Source organism: Rufibacter sp. LB8, assembly GCF_014876185.1.
Taxonomy (GTDB): Bacteria; Bacteroidota; Bacteroidia; order Cytophagales; family Hymenobacteraceae; genus Nibribacter.
This window is the reverse complement of record NZ_JADALJ010000001.1, coordinates 552299-568988: the sequence shown is the minus strand read 5'-3', so window position 1 is coordinate 568988 and position 16690 is coordinate 552299. Positions and strand designations below refer to the sequence as shown.

The 16690-nt window shown below is 51.7% G+C and carries 14 protein-coding genes and 1 riboswitch; of the genes, 11 read left to right on the top strand and 3 right to left on the bottom strand.

Annotation, left to right across the window (positions count from 1 at the left end; translation table 11 throughout):
• Positions 1-48: 48 nt before the first annotated feature.
• From bioB to lysA, 7 genes are all read left to right on the top strand, one after another.
• Entirely contained in the window at positions 49-1095 is a 1047-nt protein-coding gene (gene bioB / locus IMY23_RS02360) for a biotin synthase BioB (protein WP_192820556.1), read from the top strand.
• A 9-nt stretch (positions 1096-1104) separates the two neighbouring features.
• Entirely contained in the window at positions 1105-2274 is a 1170-nt protein-coding gene (locus tag IMY23_RS02355) for an aminotransferase class I/II-fold pyridoxal phosphate-dependent enzyme (RefSeq protein WP_192820555.1), read from the top strand.
• Positions 2211-2864: a dethiobiotin synthase gene (gene bioD / locus IMY23_RS02350; RefSeq protein WP_192820554.1), complete on the top strand. Its 654-nt coding sequence runs from the start codon at positions 2211-2213 to the stop codon at positions 2862-2864. The genes IMY23_RS02355 and bioD overlap by 64 nt, the downstream gene beginning before the upstream one ends.
• Entirely contained in the window at positions 2851-4134 is a 1284-nt protein-coding gene (gene bioA / locus IMY23_RS02345; protein WP_370589794.1) for an adenosylmethionine--8-amino-7-oxononanoate transaminase, read from the top strand. The genes bioD and bioA overlap by 14 nt, the downstream gene beginning before the upstream one ends.
• A 206-nt stretch (positions 4135-4340) precedes the next feature.
• Positions 4341-5540 carry a beta-ketoacyl synthase N-terminal-like domain-containing protein gene (locus IMY23_RS02340; RefSeq protein ID WP_192820553.1) on the top strand — a complete coding sequence of 400 codons (1200 nt, stop codon included), beginning with the start codon at positions 4341-4343 and terminating at the stop codon, positions 5538-5540.
• Between the two features lie 569 nt (positions 5541-6109).
• Positions 6110-7444 carry an aspartate kinase gene (locus tag IMY23_RS02335; RefSeq protein WP_192820552.1) on the top strand — a complete coding sequence of 445 codons (1335 nt, stop codon included), beginning with the start codon at positions 6110-6112 and terminating at the stop codon, positions 7442-7444.
• Positions 7437-8582 carry a diaminopimelate decarboxylase gene (gene lysA, locus IMY23_RS02330; RefSeq protein WP_192820551.1) on the top strand — a complete coding sequence of 382 codons (1146 nt, stop codon included), beginning with the start codon at positions 7437-7439 and terminating at the stop codon, positions 8580-8582. The genes IMY23_RS02335 and lysA overlap by 8 nt, the downstream gene beginning before the upstream one ends.
• 329 nt (positions 8583-8911) lie before the next feature.
• Here lysA and IMY23_RS02325 read toward each other — a convergent pair whose 3' ends face one another.
• The 3 genes from IMY23_RS02325 to IMY23_RS02315 are packed head-to-tail and all read right to left on the bottom strand — an operon-like array spanning position 8912 to position 12539.
• Entirely contained in the window at positions 8912-10162 is a 1251-nt protein-coding gene (locus tag IMY23_RS02325) for a homoserine dehydrogenase (protein WP_192820550.1), read from the bottom strand.
• Positions 10141-11196 (bottom strand): homoserine O-acetyltransferase, encoded by a 1056-nt coding sequence (gene metX, locus IMY23_RS02320; RefSeq protein WP_192820549.1) that lies wholly within the window; start codon positions 11194-11196, stop codon positions 10141-10143. The genes IMY23_RS02325 and metX overlap by 22 nt, the downstream gene beginning before the upstream one ends.
• Before the next feature lie 8 nt (positions 11197-11204).
• Positions 11205-12539 (bottom strand): O-acetylhomoserine aminocarboxypropyltransferase/cysteine synthase family protein, encoded by a 1335-nt coding sequence (locus IMY23_RS02315; RefSeq protein ID WP_192820548.1) that lies wholly within the window; start codon positions 12537-12539, stop codon positions 11205-11207.
• Positions 12540-12803: 264 nt separating this feature from the next.
• Positions 12804-12915: riboswitch (SAM riboswitch) on the bottom strand.
• A 620-nt stretch (positions 12916-13535) separates the two neighbouring features.
• On the opposite strand from IMY23_RS02315, the gene IMY23_RS02310 reads away from it, so the two are divergent.
• The 4 genes from IMY23_RS02310 to IMY23_RS02295 all read left to right on the top strand — a co-directional run bounded on the left by IMY23_RS02310 (position 13536) and on the right by IMY23_RS02295 (position 16690).
• Positions 13536-14471 carry a phosphoribosylaminoimidazolesuccinocarboxamide synthase gene (locus IMY23_RS02310; RefSeq protein ID WP_192820547.1) on the top strand — a complete coding sequence of 312 codons (936 nt, stop codon included), beginning with the start codon at positions 13536-13538 and terminating at the stop codon, positions 14469-14471.
• 68 nt (positions 14472-14539) lie between these two features.
• Positions 14540-14917, top strand: coding sequence for an STAS domain-containing protein (locus IMY23_RS02305; protein ID WP_062545662.1), 378 nt, complete (start codon positions 14540-14542; stop codon positions 14915-14917).
• Positions 14918-14936: 19 nt separating this feature from the next.
• The gene (locus IMY23_RS02300; RefSeq protein ID WP_192820546.1) at positions 14937-15854 is read left to right on the top strand and encodes a ribonuclease Z; all 918 of its coding nucleotides are present in this window, start codon (positions 14937-14939) and stop codon (positions 15852-15854) included.
• Positions 15855-15898: 44 nt separating this feature from the next.
• Entirely contained in the window at positions 15899-16690 is a 792-nt protein-coding gene (locus IMY23_RS02295; protein ID WP_192820545.1) for a queuosine precursor transporter, read from the top strand.

Genomic DNA, 16690 nt, shown 5'->3' with positions numbered 1-16690 from the left:
TTGCGTGTAACCGCGTACTTTAGTAGCCCAAACTAGAAACGCATTCCTATGACGGACGCCACGTTGACTACCCCAATCCGCACGGACTGGACCATGGATGAGATTCGCGCCATTTACTATAAGCCTGTCTTAGAACTCATTGTGGAAGCCAGCCAAGTACACAAGAATTTTCAGGCCACCGGCGAAGTGCAGGTCTGCACCTTGCTCAGCGTGAAAACCGGCGGCTGCCCCGAAGACTGCGCCTATTGTCCGCAGGCCGCGCGTTACCACACAGACGTGCCCGTGCACAAACTGCTCAGCAATGAAAGCGTCTTAAAAGCGGCCCAGGAAGCCAAAGACGGCGGTTCAACTCGTTTCTGCATGGGCGCCGCCTGGCGCGAGGTGCGCGACAACCGCGACTTCGACCGTGTATTAGAGATGGTGGAAGGCGTGAACGAAATGGGGCTGGAAGTCTGCTGCACCCTGGGCATGGTCAACGAATACCAGGCCGAACGCCTGAAGCAAGCCGGCCTTTACGCCTACAACCACAACCTGGACACCTCCGAGGAAAACTATAGCAACATCATCACCACCCGTACGTACGGCGACCGCCTGGACACCATTGAGAACGTGCGCAAAGCCGGCATCTCTGTCTGCAGCGGCGGCATTATTGGCCTGGGCGAAACCGATGACGATAGAATTGCCATGCTGCACGTGCTCAGCAACTTAACCCAACACCCTGAGTCTGTACCGGTGAACGCACTGGTGCCCGTAGAAGGCACTCCGCTGGCCGAGCAGCCGCGCGTGAACGTCTGGGAAATGGTGCGCATGATTGCCACCGCCCGTATTCTCATGCCACAGACCATGGTCCGTTTATCGGCTGGGCGGCAAGAGATGACCGTGGCCGAGCAGGCGCTTTGCTTCTTGGCCGGGGCCAACTCCATCTTCTCCGGTGACAAACTCTTGACCACGCCAAATCCCGGCTTCGCCGATGATAAAGCCATGTTTGAATTACTGGGCCTCACACCGCGCAAATCGTTTAAAACCGAGACGGCCTGCGGTGGCACCATGCCTGCCACGGCAGAAGCCATCACCGCCCAACTGAGCGCCAACTAAGCCTAACCCATGAAATTCCCCCATCGGCTGCAACGGCAATTGGAGGCGCGCGCCCAAAACGGCACGCAGCGCAGCCTTAAAACCGTGGCCCCAGACCTGGTGGATTTCAGTTCCAATGATTATTTAGGCCTGGCCCGTTCTGAAAAACTGGCAAATCTGGTTTTAGAGGAAGTAGCAGGTTTTCCGGCCCATGGCGCCACTGGTTCCCGGCTATTAAGCGGAAACTCTCAATACGCCCAGGAATTAGAGGGAAGTATTGCGGCCTTTCACCACGCAGAGGCGGCTTTGCTCTTTAATTCCGGCTACGCGGCTAATACGGGATTTTTCTCGTCGGTTCCGCAGCGCGGTGATACCATTTTCTATGACGAGGCCAGTCACGCGTCTATCAAAGATGGCATCAGGCTGAGTTTTGCGCAGAGTTTTGCGTTTCGGCACAATGATTTGGAAGACCTGAAAGCCAAACTGACCCGCGCCCAAGGCGATGTGTACGTGGCGGTTGAGTCACTGTATTCCATGGATGGGGACTTCGCGCCGCTGCAAGAATTGGCTGTTTTTTGCCAGGAGAAAGGCTTGTACCTGGTAGTAGATGAGGCGCACTCCAACGGCTTGTATGGCCCGCATGGTGCAGGTTTGGTCAGCAGTTTAGGTTTAGAAGACCAAGTGTTTGCCAGAATCATGACCTTTGGCAAAGCGTTGGGTTGCCATGGCGCGGCGATGGTAGGGTCTAAGCAGTTGCAGCAGTTTTTGCTCAACTTCAGTCGGCCGTTTATCTACACCACGGCCCTGCCATTGACTTCGTTGGCGGCTATCAAAATGGCGTACGCGCTGTTGCCAACCGTGGAGAAAGAAAGAAAAAAGGTGCATGCTTTGGCTGGGTTTTACCAGCGGTTAAAAATGACTTCCGTTTTCGGGCTCATTTCTGAAAATGAGCCCGAAAACAGCCCCATACAGGCCTGGCATTTGCCTGACCCTGTTGCCTTAAAAGACGTCTCCAGCCAATTGCAGCACGCGGGGTTTGACGTCAGGCCGGTGTTCAGCCCCGCGGTGCCCGCCGGCAAAGAGAGATTACGATTAGTGCTGCACGCTTACAACACCACAGAACAAGTACAAGAACTATGGAATTTGCTTACCCTACGCACCCCAAACGCTACTTCATCACCGGCATTGGCACAGACGTAGGGAAGACCGTGGCCGCCTCGGTACTTACCCAGGCCCTGGAAGCAGATTACTGGAAGCCTGTACAAGCCGGAAGTCTTGATGATTCAGACACCCACACCGTGCAGCGGCTGGTCTCCAATTCCAAAAGCGTGTTTCACCCTGAGGCCTACCGCCTGAAGATGCCCGCCTCGCCGCACACTGCCGCCGCCGCTGAAGGGATCAGACTTTCCTTAGATAAAATTCAGGCCCCTGAGACCCAGAACCATTTAATTGTGGAAGGCGCGGGCGGCGTGATGGTGCCCCTGAACGAAAACGATTTGATCATTGACCTGATCCAACGCCTGAAACTGGAGGTGATCTTGATTTCCCGTAATTACCTGGGCAGCATTAACCACACGCTGTCTACGGTGGAGGTGCTGCGCTACCGCAAAATTCCCATTGCGGGCATAATCTTCAACGGCGTACCCAATGATTCTACCGAGGATTTTGTGCTGTATTACACCAAGTTGAAGCGCCTGCCCACCATTCTCTGGGAAGACGAGTTTGACCAGTACACTATTCGGCGGTACGCCAAAACCTTTAAAGACTACTTTGCGGGTGAGCCAAACTAAATATCTGTCAGAGCGGGATTTGGCCGTGAACTGGCACCCCTACACGCAGATGCAGACCGCGCCGCCGCCCATAGGCATTGTGCGGGGCGAAGGGGCGATTTTATATTCGGAAGACGGAAAGGAATACATTGACGCCGTGAGTTCGTGGTGGGTGAACCTGCACGGGCACGCGCACCCACACATTGCGCAACGCGTGGCCCAGCAGTTGCAAACCCTGGAACACGTGATTTTTGCGGGGTTCACGCATGAACCGGCCGTGGAATTAAGCGAGCGGTTGCTTTGTCTGCTGCCCCAAAACCAGAAGAAAGTCTTTTACACAGACAATGGCTCCACCGCGGTGGAAGTCGCCCTGAAAATGGCGCTGCAGTTCTGGTACAACCAAGGCATTCCCAAAACCAAAATCATCGCCTTTGAAGGAAGTTACCACGGCGACACGTTCGGGGCGATGGCGGTGAGCGAGCGTTCCGTTTTTACGCAGCCTTTTCAGCAGTACCTTTTTGACGTGGCCTTTTTGCCCGTGCCTGTGCCCGGCCGTGAAATGGAAACCCTAGATGCCCTTACTGCACTTTTAACCCAAAGCGACAGCGCCGCTTTTATCTATGAACCTCTGGTGTTGGGCACGGCCGGTATGGTCATGTATGCACCGGAAATCCTAGATCAGATTATTTCGCTTTGCCACCAGCACCAGGTGTTGTGTATTCAAGACGAAGTGATGACAGGCTTCGGCCGCACAGGAAAACGCTTTGCCGCCGATTACTTAACGCAGCAACCAGATTTGATGTGCTTTTCAAAAGGCATTACCGGCGGCACCATGGCCTTGGGCGTGACCACCGTTTCCCAACAGATTTTCAATGCCTTTTTAAGCGAAGACAAAACCCGCGCCCTGTTCCATGGGCATTCGTACACGGCCAACCCCGTAGCCTGCGCCGCCGCTTTAGCCAGTTTGGACTTGGTGGAAAATCTGGAATTTCAGAAAAACTTGGATAGAATTTCAACATCACACGCCAATTTCAAAACAGAATTTGAGCACCAGCCAGGCATAAAAGAGTGTCGGCAGACGGGTACTATCCTGGCAGTGGAGTTCGCGGTGGAGCAGACGTCCTATTTTCATTCTTTGCGTGATAAACTCTATAATTTCGCCTTAGAGAATGGGGTTCTTTTGCGGCCGCTGGGCAACATTGTGTATGTCTTGCCGCCCTACTGCATCACAGAAAATCAGTTAGAAAAAGTGTATTCCACGCTGGAAGGCATGCGCAAACTGGTGCAATAATGAGCGTTTTTGACCTCCAAATTGGAAATAAGCCCTATGAGCATGTTTAAATTTGCCTTTTGCACTGCAAACTGGCATCAAAAGAACCTGGCATCGCCTTTTTCTCTCACCGTAGCGCTGCTACGCTACTCAAAAAACGCTTCGCCAGAACCTTTCGCTCCCTGTTTTCGCTGGCTAAATCAAAATTTAAACAAGCTCTAAAACAGATGCGTACTAGCGAGCAGGAGTTTATTGTGATCAGAGGCATGGGGTCGGTCTCGGGTTTGGGCTGTTCCAGTTCAGAAGTCAAGGAAACGTTGGCTTCGGGCAAAACTACTTTCTCCCCTTTTTCTGCCACTGATCCTTCGCCAGTCAGTAGAATTTCCAGTTCTGGAGAAGCATCTATCCATGCTCTTGTCCAAGAAAACCCAGTGTACGGCACGCTTGACCGATCGGTGCAACTCGCCATGGTGGCGGCCCGTCAAGCCCTGCAAGAAACCAACTGGACTTCTGCAGACCTGGAAGACATGGGCGTGAACATAGGATCTTCGCGCGGCGCTACGGGTATGTTTGAGCAGTACCACCAGGAATATCTTTTAAATCCCACCGGCAGATTGTCTCCCGCCGCCTCTCCTAACACTACTTTGGGGAATGTTGCCAGTTGGGTAGCCCAGGATTTACAGGCGGCGGGCCCGGTGATTAGTCATTCGGTGACCTGCAGCACCGCCATTCAGGCGTTCGCCAACGGCGTGGCCTGGCTGAAGAGCGGCCTGGCAAAACGCTTTATGGTGGGCGGGACCGAGGCACCTTTGACGCCGTTCACGGTGGCCCAGATGAAAGCCATCGGCATTTATTCCACGCTTTCCGCAGATAATAATCCATGCCGCCCCTTGAACTCAGAAGGCCTTAACACCTTTGTGCTGGGTGAAGGTGCCGCTGTGTTCGCGCTGGAGCGCATGACGCTCTCTGAGATGAAAACCTTAAATCAACCACAGGTGCTGGTAGTATCTGCCGTGGGTTTGGGATTTGAGAAAGTGCCCTCCAAAACTGGACTTACCCCAGACGGACAGCATTTTCAGAAGGCCATGCAGGCTGCTTTAGCCCAAGCAAACCTAGGCCCCCAACACATACAGGGAATTCTAGTGCATGCGCCCGGTACCAAGGCCGGAGATGCCGCAGAAATGGAAGCGTTGCACCAGGTTTTTGGGAACTCTCTTCCCACCTTGCACACTGTTAAAAATCAGATTGGCCACACTTTAGGAGCTTCCGGGGCTTTGTCGGTAATGGCGGCTTGTCATTTGTTGGGTGTAGAAAATCTTACTTCTAATTCTGGTCGCGCCAAAAGCAAACAACATTTCTTGGTGAACGCGGCTGGTTTCGGGGGAAATTGTGCCAGCATCTTGTTAAGCCATTTGGTATCTGAATAGGTACTTTTATGCATTTCCCTGTCTAAACTTTGCTTGGGCAATTACCTTACTTCTTTGGTTTACCCCTGGAGTTAAACCCAAACTGCGCACTCCTAAATTAAGAGTCTTGGTCCTGTTCCGGCAGACAGGATTTCATTTCCCGTTTTCGGGCTCATTTCTGGAAATGAGCCCGAAAACGGTACTCACCCATCTGGTTTTATCTTCACCGCGTGAGGGATAGCAGCGGAAAGCCCGCAGCGCCAGCGAGGACTTGCAGCGCATAGCCCGACCCGCAGGGGCACGCCCAACTTTTAATTGAGAATTGGGAATTAAGAATTAGGAATTTGAGGGAGATGAGATTCCGTTTTTGGCCTCGTTTTGGGAATTGAAGCCGAAAACAGGAATGATAAGATTTGGTCAAATAAGTGAGGGCAAATTCTATTTTATAAATGCCTTGTTGCCAGCCAAAACCATTTTTAGATCAGGGGAAATTTCTTTGGGGTTTTGTGAGAAAATCTCTTGAAATGAAAGGCGTATTTGCAAGGCTGGTACCGGTTCCTTTTGTAAATTCGCAGGTTTATTTTATTTCTATGAAAATCATGAAATTCGGGGGCACCTCTGTTGGCTCAGCAGAGCGCATGGGGGCTGTCTCGCAATTGATTCCGGCCCAGGAACCGGTGCTGGTGGTGTTGTCTGCTATGTCGGGCACTACCAACCACCTGGTGCAGATTGGGCAGCAGCTGGCGCAGGCAAACGTGGCGCAGGCTCTAGTTCTCACAGACCAATTGGAGCAACGCTATAAACAGGTGGTTGCCGAATTATATAAACAGGACGATTCCAAAGAAAAAGGCCACCAAGTGCTGCAAACGGTGTTCGCAGATATAAGAGCGTGTCTGCACAAACCGTTTTCCGCGGCCATTGAGAAAATCATTTTAGCGCAGGGCGAATTATTGTCTACCCAACTTTTCCAGATTTTCCAGGAAGAGAAAGGGGTGACGTCTGTGCTGTTGCCGGCGTTGGAATTCATGAAAATCACCGACGAGGACGAGCCCGACCAAGCTTACATCAGGGAGAACCTGCAGAAACAATTGGCCAAGTACCCAGACCACCACTTGTTCATCACGCAAGGCTACATCTGCCGAAACCACCGAAACGAGATTGACAACCTCAAGCGGGGCGGCAGTGACTATTCGGCGTCTTTGATGGGGGCGGCGGTGCGCGCCCAGGAAATCCAGATCTGGACCGACATTGACGGCATGCACAACAATGACCCGCGCGTGGTCAAGAACACCTACCCTATTGCCGAACTGTCGTTTGACGAGGCGGCGGAGTTGGCTTACTTTGGCGCGAAGATTCTGCACCCGTCCAGCATTTTGCCCGCGCAGCAGCACAACATTCCGGTGCGTTTGTTGAACACCATGCAGCCCCAGGCGGCGGGTACCATTATTTCGTCTAAAAGAACGGGCAAGGAAATTAAGGCAGTGGCGGCCAAAGACGGTATTTACGCCATCAAGATAAAGTCCAGCCGCATGTTGTTGGCCTACGGTTTCCTGCGCAGCGTGTTTGAGGTGTTTGAACGTTTCAAGACGCCCATTGACATGATCACCACCTCTGAGGTAGCCGTTTCTTTGACCATTGACAATGCCACGTATTTGCCAGAAATCACCGAGGCTTTACAGCGTTTTGGCACCGTGGAGATTGACTCAGAGTTGACCATTGTCTGCGTGGTGGGTGACTTTATGGAAGACAAGCCTGGCGCCGCCTTAAAAGTGGTGCAGTCATTGAGCCAGATCCCGTTGCGCATGATTTCTTATGGCGGAAGCAAAAACAACATCAGCTTGCTGGTCAATACTATACACAAAGAGAAAGCCCTGATTTCTATCAATGAAGGCGTGTTTTCAGAAAGGGGAAAAAGCCATGAGTAAGCAACATTTACCGGTGCTAGCCAAACACGCCACGCCGTTTTATCTCTATGATCTGGGTTTGCTCAGAACTACTTTAGACCAAGCCAAAACCGAGGCCCAGCAATACGGCTACCACGTGCATTATGCGCTCAAAGCCAACGCCAACGCCCCTATTCTGGCCGAGATTCTGGAAAGAGGTTTTGGCGCGGACTGCGTGAGCGGCAACGAAGTGAAGCGTGCCCTGGAAGCCGGTTTTACGCCGGAAAATATTGTATTCGCGGGCGTGGGCAAGTCAGACGCGGAAATCAACCTGGCCTTGCAGTCCGGTATTTTCTGCTTTAACTGTGAGTCTGTGCAGGAACTGGAGGTGATTCAGGAACTGGCGGCCGCCCAGGGCAAAACTGCCCAGGTGGCGCTGCGCATTAACCCCAACGTTGACGCCTATACGCACAAATACATCACCACCGGCCTGGAGGAAAATAAATTCGGGATCAATACCTGGGAACTGGAAAACCTGTTGCCGAATTTCTCACATTGGCCAAATATCAAACTGATTGGTTTGCACTTCCACATTGGGTCGCAGATTACAGATTTGCGGGCGTTTGAGAACCTGTGCGGGCGCGTGAATGAACTGCAGGATTGGTTTGAGGCCCGCGGCTACACGTTTCCGCACCTGAACGTGGGCGGCGGCCTGGGCGTGAACTACCAGCAGCCCGAAGAACATCCCATCGCAGATTTCAAGGAATACTTCGGCATTTTCAACCGCTTGCTCACCAAAAGGCCAGGCCAGCAAGTCCATTTTGAATTGGGCCGGGCGTTGGTGGCGCAGTGCGGAAGTTTGATCTCCAAAGTTTTGTACCTCAAGCACGGGCAGAAAACCAATTTCGTGATTCTGGATGCGGGCATGACCGAGTTGATGCGTCCGGCGCTGTACCAGGCTTACCATAAAATTGAGAACCTCACCAGCAATCTCCCGGCCAAAACCTATGACGTGGTGGGCCCCATCTGCGAGTCTTCTGACTGTTTCGCCAAAGGCATTGAACTCCCAGAAACCCACCGTGGCGATTTGGTAGCCATTAAAACCGCCGGCGCCTACGGCGAAGTGATGGCCTCCGCGTATAATTTGCGTGACCGCGTGCAGGCCGTGTATGTAGACTAGGGTTTTACTTTTTCAAGATTTCCGTTTTCGGCCTCATTTCCAGAAATGAGGCCGAAAACGGATTTTTTGTTTCTAGCCTAAATAGCATTTCAAATAATAACTTTCTACCTCAGACCGTATCCCGCCTGCCACACGGGGATTCTCCCCTTAAGGGGGGAACCTGCGTTAGACAGGTTATATCTTTTCGTAATTATCTTTCCGTTTTTGGCTTCATTTCTGAAAATGAGCCTAAAAACAAAACGCCCGGTGCCAACTGGTACCGGACGTTTGCCTAACGAACCAACCTATAAACAAGCTTCTTTAAAAGGCCGAAAGCATGACCTTTTTAATTATGACAAAACAGCTTCGGCCTTCTCCTGTTTCTGCACTTTTGTTTTGGTAAAATCTGAGGAAAGAGCCAGGATGAAAGCACCGGCTTCGCGAATTTTGTCCTGGTGCTGCACTAAATTCCCCAGGGTAACAGTCCCCACAACGGCCTCGGCATCTGGCGCGCACTCAATAATCTGCTGGTGCTCTAATTCCAGAGTGTCAAACAAAGCTGGGTCTGATGTTCTGAGGTACACTTCAAGGGTATGGTCCAGCGCCAAGGCAGGTATTCTTAGCGTCTGGTTTAATTTTCGGTACCCGTACTGGTAGTCTTTACTGATGGAAATCACATCAGACAACACCGCCGCACCCGTGGGGTGCCCGCCCGCGCCGCGGCCTTTGAACAATTGCGGCCCAGAATAGGCTCCCTGCACTACCACACCGTTGAATTCCTGCTCTACAACGTTAAGGTCATCAGTGGCTTTTACCAGGCTGGGCAGCACCAACGGCACCAATTCTCCTTCTGGCGTCACGTGCACCGAGGCTATTAATTTAATGCTGCTATTGTTGTGCTTCGCGAAGTCAAGGTCGCGCTGGCCCAGGAAATCAATCCCGAAGAAAGCGACTTCCTCCGGCGCCAGCGTTCTCCCGAAGGCGTGGGCCGTTAAGATGCATAGTTTGTGCCGGGAATCGGCGCCGGCCACGTCCAGCCACGGGTCCAGTTCGGCGAAGCCTTTGTCCTGGGCTTCTTTCAGGGCTTCATGGTACGGCTTCTGTTGCTGGAAAATCTGGCTCAGGATGTAATTGGATGAACCGTTCAGAATGCCGTGTACGCGCACCAAAGGTTCATTCGCGAAATATTCTTCCACGGCTCTAATGATGGGAATGCCGCCGGCCACTGCTGCTTCATACAACAGCACGCCGCCAAATTCCTGCTGCAGCGCCAACAACTCGGGCAGATGGAACGCCACCAGTTTTTTGTTGGCGGTGACCACGCGTTTGCCTTTCCGGAGCGCGGCAGTCACAATCTGGTAAGCTTCTTGGGCATCACTAATGGCTTCCACCAGCAGATCCAACCGGTCATCTTGCAAGACTTCCTCGGCGTCATAGGTAAAATATTCCGGGCTTAGCGGACGCACCTTGGTGGGGTCTTTCACGCAGATTTTCTCAATCTGAAACGGCAACTGGGTTTCGCGCTCCAGAATATCATACAGCCCCTGCCCTACGCAGCCAAACCCGAACAAGCCTATTTTTAGAATACGGTTGGAATCCATGTCTTTCTCTGTGGTTTTTTCTTTAAAAAAGTTTCTAGTGCCTCCTGCAACTGACCAGCCTCCAAAAGAAAACCGTCGTGCCCAAAACCTGACCTGATTACCTGGAACGTGGCATTGGGAATGTGCCGTGCCACCAACCGCTGCTCTGGTAGGGGGAACAGCAAATCAGAATCCACGCCAATCACCAACGTTTCGGCTAGTACCTGGCGCAGGGCATTTTCCACGCCGCCCCGGCCCCGGCCCACGTGGTGGCTGTCCATCATTTTGGTGAGGTGCCAGTAGGTAAAGGCATTAAAGCGGTTGGCCAGTTTTTCGCCCTGGTATTGCTGGTAAGTAGCCGCCCTGAAGTGGTTCAGCTTTTCAAGGCTGTTCTCCTGTTGGCCACCGTTGTAAGCCTGGTAGTTGCGGTAAGAAAGTAAGGCGATGGAACGCGCCGTTTTCATGCCGTTCAGACCGGCGTCATCGGTGTTCAATTGCCAGGTTACGTCTTGCTCAATGGCCATGCGCTGGCTTTCATTCAGGGCAATGCCCCAGGGCGTTTGCTGCGCGTTAGAGGCCACCTGCACCAGGCGCCTCACCGCCTCCGGCCGAATGATGGACCATTCCAAGGCATGTTGCCCGCCCAAAGAGCCACCCAGCAAGACATCAATCTGGTCAATGCCCAGTTCTTCGCGCAGGTAATCAAAGGCCCGCGCTACATCTCTATTAGTAAGCTGCGGAAACGTGTGGTAATAAGGTTTGCCGGTGTCTGGGTTCAAACTAAGCGGACCCGTAGAGCCGTAGCAACCGCCCAGCGTGTTGGCGCAGACAATGAAATGGGTGGCCGGGTCAAAGGTTTTTCCTTCTCCAAAAAGCTCGCCCCACCAGTCTTTCACAAACGCGTTGCCGGTAAGCGCATGGCACACCCAGATGACGTTGCTCTTGTCTTGGTTGAGCGTGCCCCAGGTGGTGTAAAAAAGTTGGAAGCCGGGCAATGTTTGCCCAGACTCCAACGGAAATTCAAAGTTGTATTCAAAAACGCGGCCTTTCAACATGGTTACTCTTAGTTTAGAGAAGCCTCCAGCTTCAGGTCACGTACTTTCACTTTGGCGAAGGCTTGCTCAAAATCGGCTTTCACATCCTCCAGGTGCTCAATGCCCAAAGACACGCGCAGCAAGGTAGGCGTCACGCCCGCCGATTTTTGTTCTTCTTCATTCAATTGCTGGTGCGTGGTGGAGGCCGGATGAATAATCAAGGTTTTGGCATCGCCCACGTTGGCCAGGTGGCTCACCAGTTCAAGGCTGTTCACAAAAACCTCGGCTTCTTCTTTTCCGCCTTTCAGATTGAAGCTTAACACACCGCCAAACCCACGTTTCAGGTATTTTTTGGCCAGGTCATGGTATTTGCTGGACGGTAGACCCGGATAATTTACGCTGTCCACCAACGGGTGCTTATCCAGCCATTCGGCCAGGGCCTGCGCGTTTTGCACGGTGCGGTCTACCCGTAACGACAAGGTTTCCAAGCCTTGAATCAACTGGAAGGAATTGAACGGGCTGATAGCCGGGCCGAAATCGCGCAAGCCTTCTACCCTGGCTCTGATGGCGAACGCAATGTTACCGAACGGACCTTCAGAACCGAATACATCCCAGAACACCAGGCCGTGGTAGCCTTCAGAGGGCTCACTGAACTGCGGGAATTTGCCGTTGCCCCAATTGAAGTTTCCGCCGTCAATGATCACGCCGCCTACGCTGGTGCCGTGCCCGCCAATCCATTTGGTAGCCGAAGCCACCACCACATTGGCACCGTGCTCCAGCGGCCGGAAAAGATAGCCGCCCGCGCCAAAAGTGTTGTCTACTATAAGAGGTAAGTCATTTTTCTGGGCAACTTCCGCAATGGCCTCAAAATCAGGAATGTTGAAACGTGGATTGCCAATGGTCTCTAAATAAATGGCTTTGGTATTTTCATCTACCAGCGCCTGATAAGCCTCCGGCGAATCATCTTTCGCGAAGCGTACTTCCACGCCCAGGCGCTTGAAAGCCACTTTGAATTGATTGTACGTTCCGCCGTACAGGTTGCTGGTGGTCACAAAATTGTCTCCGGCCTGCAGAATGTTGTTGAGCGCGATGAACTGCGCCGCCTGCCCAGAACCCACGGCCAAAGCCGCCACGCCGCCTTCTAAGGCCGCAATGCGTTTCTCAAACACATCGGTGGTGGGGTTCATGATGCGGGTATAGATGTTCCCGAACTGCTTGAGTGCGAACAAATTGGCCCCGTGGGCGGCGTTCTCAAACACGTAAGACGTAGTCTGGTAAATGGGAACAGCGCGTGAGCGGGTAGTAGGATCTATTTCTTGGCCAGCGTGCAGCTGTAACGTCTCAAAACGATGTGAAGTTGACATAAGAATACAAGGTTACTTTTAAAAAATGTGATAATACCGAGACACTAGGGAAAGGTACGCATAGCCGCAACCGGTCGCGGAAACGCGGAAAACCCTAGAAAATGCAGGAATTGGGGATTAGCGACAACAGCAACAAATACCCGTCATGGGCATTCGTGTCTCCAGCGTGGCGCAGAAAGAAAGGGTGTAACCATGTTGCGCTACGCGTGGCAGCGACTTGTACTTGTCAGAAGTGGGAGTGTGGGTGTTTTCCATCTTCGTATCAATTTATATTCCCCAGCGCAATATGTCATCTGGGATCAGGACTTAGCACCTTACCTCTTAGTAGGTTGCTAGAGCTTCATTGAGCCTGTCTCTCCGCTCTTCTTTATAAATCAACTACCGGAATAATTGACTTGATACTGCAAATGTAGGCCCCAGTTTTTAATCTCCAAATTATTTTTAAAATTTTTTACGAATATTTTTTTTACGATGCTCGCAACCAAGCCAACCATTGCTTAACAATTCAATATCATAACCTAACTTTAATTAGCATTTTTTACAGCTATAAAGGATTGTAGCTTAATTTGATTTGGTGTAAGTTGGTTTCCGTTTTCGGCCTCATTTTCAGAAATGAAGCCAAAAACGGGGAATCGGCATAAACGCAAGTAGGCTTTGCAATCACACCGCCTTTGTTGGTATTATCACCAACAAACGGAATGGCTTTCTTTTGCTTGTAACTGAAAACACCAACAAAGGCTAAGCAACCAATCCTAGCAATACTGCTTTCAAATTATGCCTGTTTCTGAAAGTGGCTTTCCAGTTTTAAAGTAGACTAACCGTTCCGCGGAACGGCGTGACCTTTCTGAAATGCGTTTTTGGCTTCATTTCCGGAAACGAGGGCAAAAACGGAAATCTTTGAAAACGACAGAAAATAAAACCTTAATCATTTGATAACAACTGCATCGGCTTGTAGGGTTGGTATCCTTTTCTAACTTTGCCACATTATCTTTTCCTATGCAAGCGTTAAAAGAGACCAATTTTGAATTCGCGCAGCAAACCGGCTTTTACAGGGGTAAGGTGCGGGACGTCTATTATTTCCAGGACCGCCTGGCCATGGTGGCCACAGACCGAATCTCGGCGTTTGATGTGGTGCTGCCGCGCGCCATCCCCTACAAAGGCCAGGTGCTGAACCAGATTGCGGCCAAGTTCCTGGCGGCTACCAAAGACGTGGTGCCTAACTGGGTCATTAGCCACCCGGCGCCCAACGTGACCATAGGCAAGCAATGCGAGACGTTTAAAGTGGAGATGGTGATCAGAGGCTATCTGGCTGGCCACGCCTGGCGCGAGTACAGTGCCGGCAAACGTACTTTATGCGGAGTTGACATGCCTGAAGGTTTGCGCGAGAACGATCCTTTCCCGGAGCCTATCATCACCCCCACCACCAAAGCCGCCGAAGGCCACGACGAAGACATTTCCCGTGAAGAAATCCTGCGCCAGGGCATTGTCTCAGAAGCAGATTATAAACAGTTGGAAGCGTACACGCGCGCCTTGTTCCAGCGCGGTTCAGAGCTGGCCGCAGAACGTGGCCTGATTTTGGTAGACACCAAGTATGAATTCGGGAAGGCAGACGGTGTGATTTACGTGATAGATGAAATTCACACGCCAGATTCGTCAAGGTTCTTTTATTCAGAAGGTTACCAGGCGCGGCAGGAAAGTGGCCAGCCGCAGCGGCAACTTTCTAAGGAGTTTGTGCGTCAATGGTTGATTGAGAACGGTTTTCAGGGCAAGGAAGGTCAGTCAATCCCCCACATGACAGAGGCCAAGGTTTCAGAAATCTCTAAGCGCTACATAGAATTATATGAACAGCTGCTGGGCGAGCCCTTTTTACCGCAGGACTATGCCACTCAGCCACTTACGCTGCAAGAAAGCATTGCCGCAAACATTTTTTAACCTACATTGTTACAGATATTCCACCAAAATTTGGTAGATTCGCATTCTAAACCTTTTTGCTGTTACTTATGAAGTACACAATTGATAAAAAAGAAAACTACACCATCATCACCATAGATGAAAAGAAGCTGGATACCACCATTGCGCCAGATCTTAAGTCTGAGTTTGTGAAGTTGAATGCAGAAGGTATCACCAACTTAATCCTTGATCTTACCAACGTAAAATATACTGATTCCTCTGGGCTTTCTTCTATCTTGATCGCTAACCGTCTTTGCAACTCTTCTGGCGGTGTGTTGATTTTGACCGGGCTGCAGGAGCACGTGACCAAGTTGATCACCATCTCTAAGTTGGAGTCTGTGTTGAACATCTTGCCAACCGTAGAGGAAGGCATTGACCGTGTGTTCCTGCACGAGATTGAGAGCGATCTCACCAAGAAAGAAGAATAGTCTTTAAGCAGGCCGCAGTTTGGACTTTGAGCTGAAAATACTTGGTAGCTCTTCTGCCACGCCTTCTTTTGACAGACACCATACCGCCCAACTACTCACAGTTGGCAGTCAGATCAACCTGATTGATTGCGGCGAAGGGACGCAAATGCGCCTGATGCAGTACAAAGTAAAGCATCAGCGCATTTGCAACATCTTCATCTCGCACCTGCACGGTGACCACTACTTTGGCCTGGCCGGCCTGCTGTCTACCATGCATTTGCAACAGCGCACGGCTCCCCTCAACCTCTTCGGGCCCAAAGGCCTGGCCGAAATCCTTACCCTTCAATTTAAATACGGCGGCACCCACCTGCCCTACCCCATTAATTTTGTGGAGGTAGACACTACCGTTTGCCGTAAAATCTTTGAAGACAAGTTCATGACGGTGCACAGCCTGCCCATGCAGCACCGCGTGCCTTGCTGCGGCTTTCTGTTCAAAGAGAAAGTAAAACCGCGCCATCTACTCAAAAACAAGCTCCCCGCCTTTCTCACGCCACCACAATTGGTGCGCTTGAAATGGGGCGAAGATATCAAAAACGAGCAGGGCGAAGTGCTGGTGCGCAATTCTGACGTTACCACCAACCCCAAGCACAGCCGCAGCTACGCCTATTGCGCTGACACCAAGTACAAAGAAGACATTTTGCCCCACATCACCGGCGTAGACTTGCTTTACCATGAATCTACGTTCCTGAGTGACATGGCCCACCGTGCCGAACACACTTTTCACAGCACCGCCGCGCAGGCCGCCACCCTGGCCCAGAAAGCACAGGTGAAACGCTTGTTAATCGGGCATTTTTCGGCGCGCTACAAAGACCTGCTCCCGCTGCTGGAAGAAGCCCAGGCCATCTTCCCCAACACCAACCTGGCCACCGAAGGCAAAACCGTGAGCGTGTTGGAATAACGCCTTAGGCTGCGTACCTTTTCTCGTCAGAATCTACCACTTGTATGGCCTCTCCTGCTCTCCCAAACTCCATGGGCGCCAAAAAACGAAACCTGTTCATGGTGCTCTGCGGCATCTTTCTCACCAACGCGTTGCTGGCGGAATTGATTGGCGTGAAAATCTTCTCGGCTGAAGGCCTTTTTGGAATGGCTGGTGCGCAGATTCCAGTGCTGGGCACCAAGTTTGATTTTAACCTCACAGCCGGCGTAATCATCTGGCCCGTAGTCTTCATCACCACCGACATCATCAATGAATACTTCGGGAAGAGCGGCGTGAAGCGCATCAGTTTCCTGACCGCGGGTTTAATTGCCTATGCCTTTCTGGTGATTGTCACCGCCACTGAACTTCCGCCGGCGCAATTCTGGCTAGACATTAACAACCAAGGGCCCAACGGCAGCGCCTTTGACATGAACTTCGCTTTTAACAAAGTCTTTAAACAGGGCTTGGGCATTATCATTGGGTCCTTGGTGGCGTTTCTGGTGGGGCAGATTCTGGATGCGCACGTGTTCCATTGGCTCAAGGGCCTCACCGGCAATAAGAAAATCTGGCTCCGGGCCACCGGCTCTACCCTGGTTTCCCAGTTGGTGGACACGGTGGTGGTGCTGTACATTGCGTTTTATGTGTTCGGGGATTGGGATTTGAAAACGGTGCTTTCGGTGTCAGTGATTAATTACCTCTACAAATTCACCGTGGCGGTGCTGCTCACGCCGTTGTTGTATGTGGCCCATGCCTTGATAGACCGATACCTGGCCGGTGACCGCGAAGTCCCGTTTGATACGTTCATCGCCAAAGAGTAA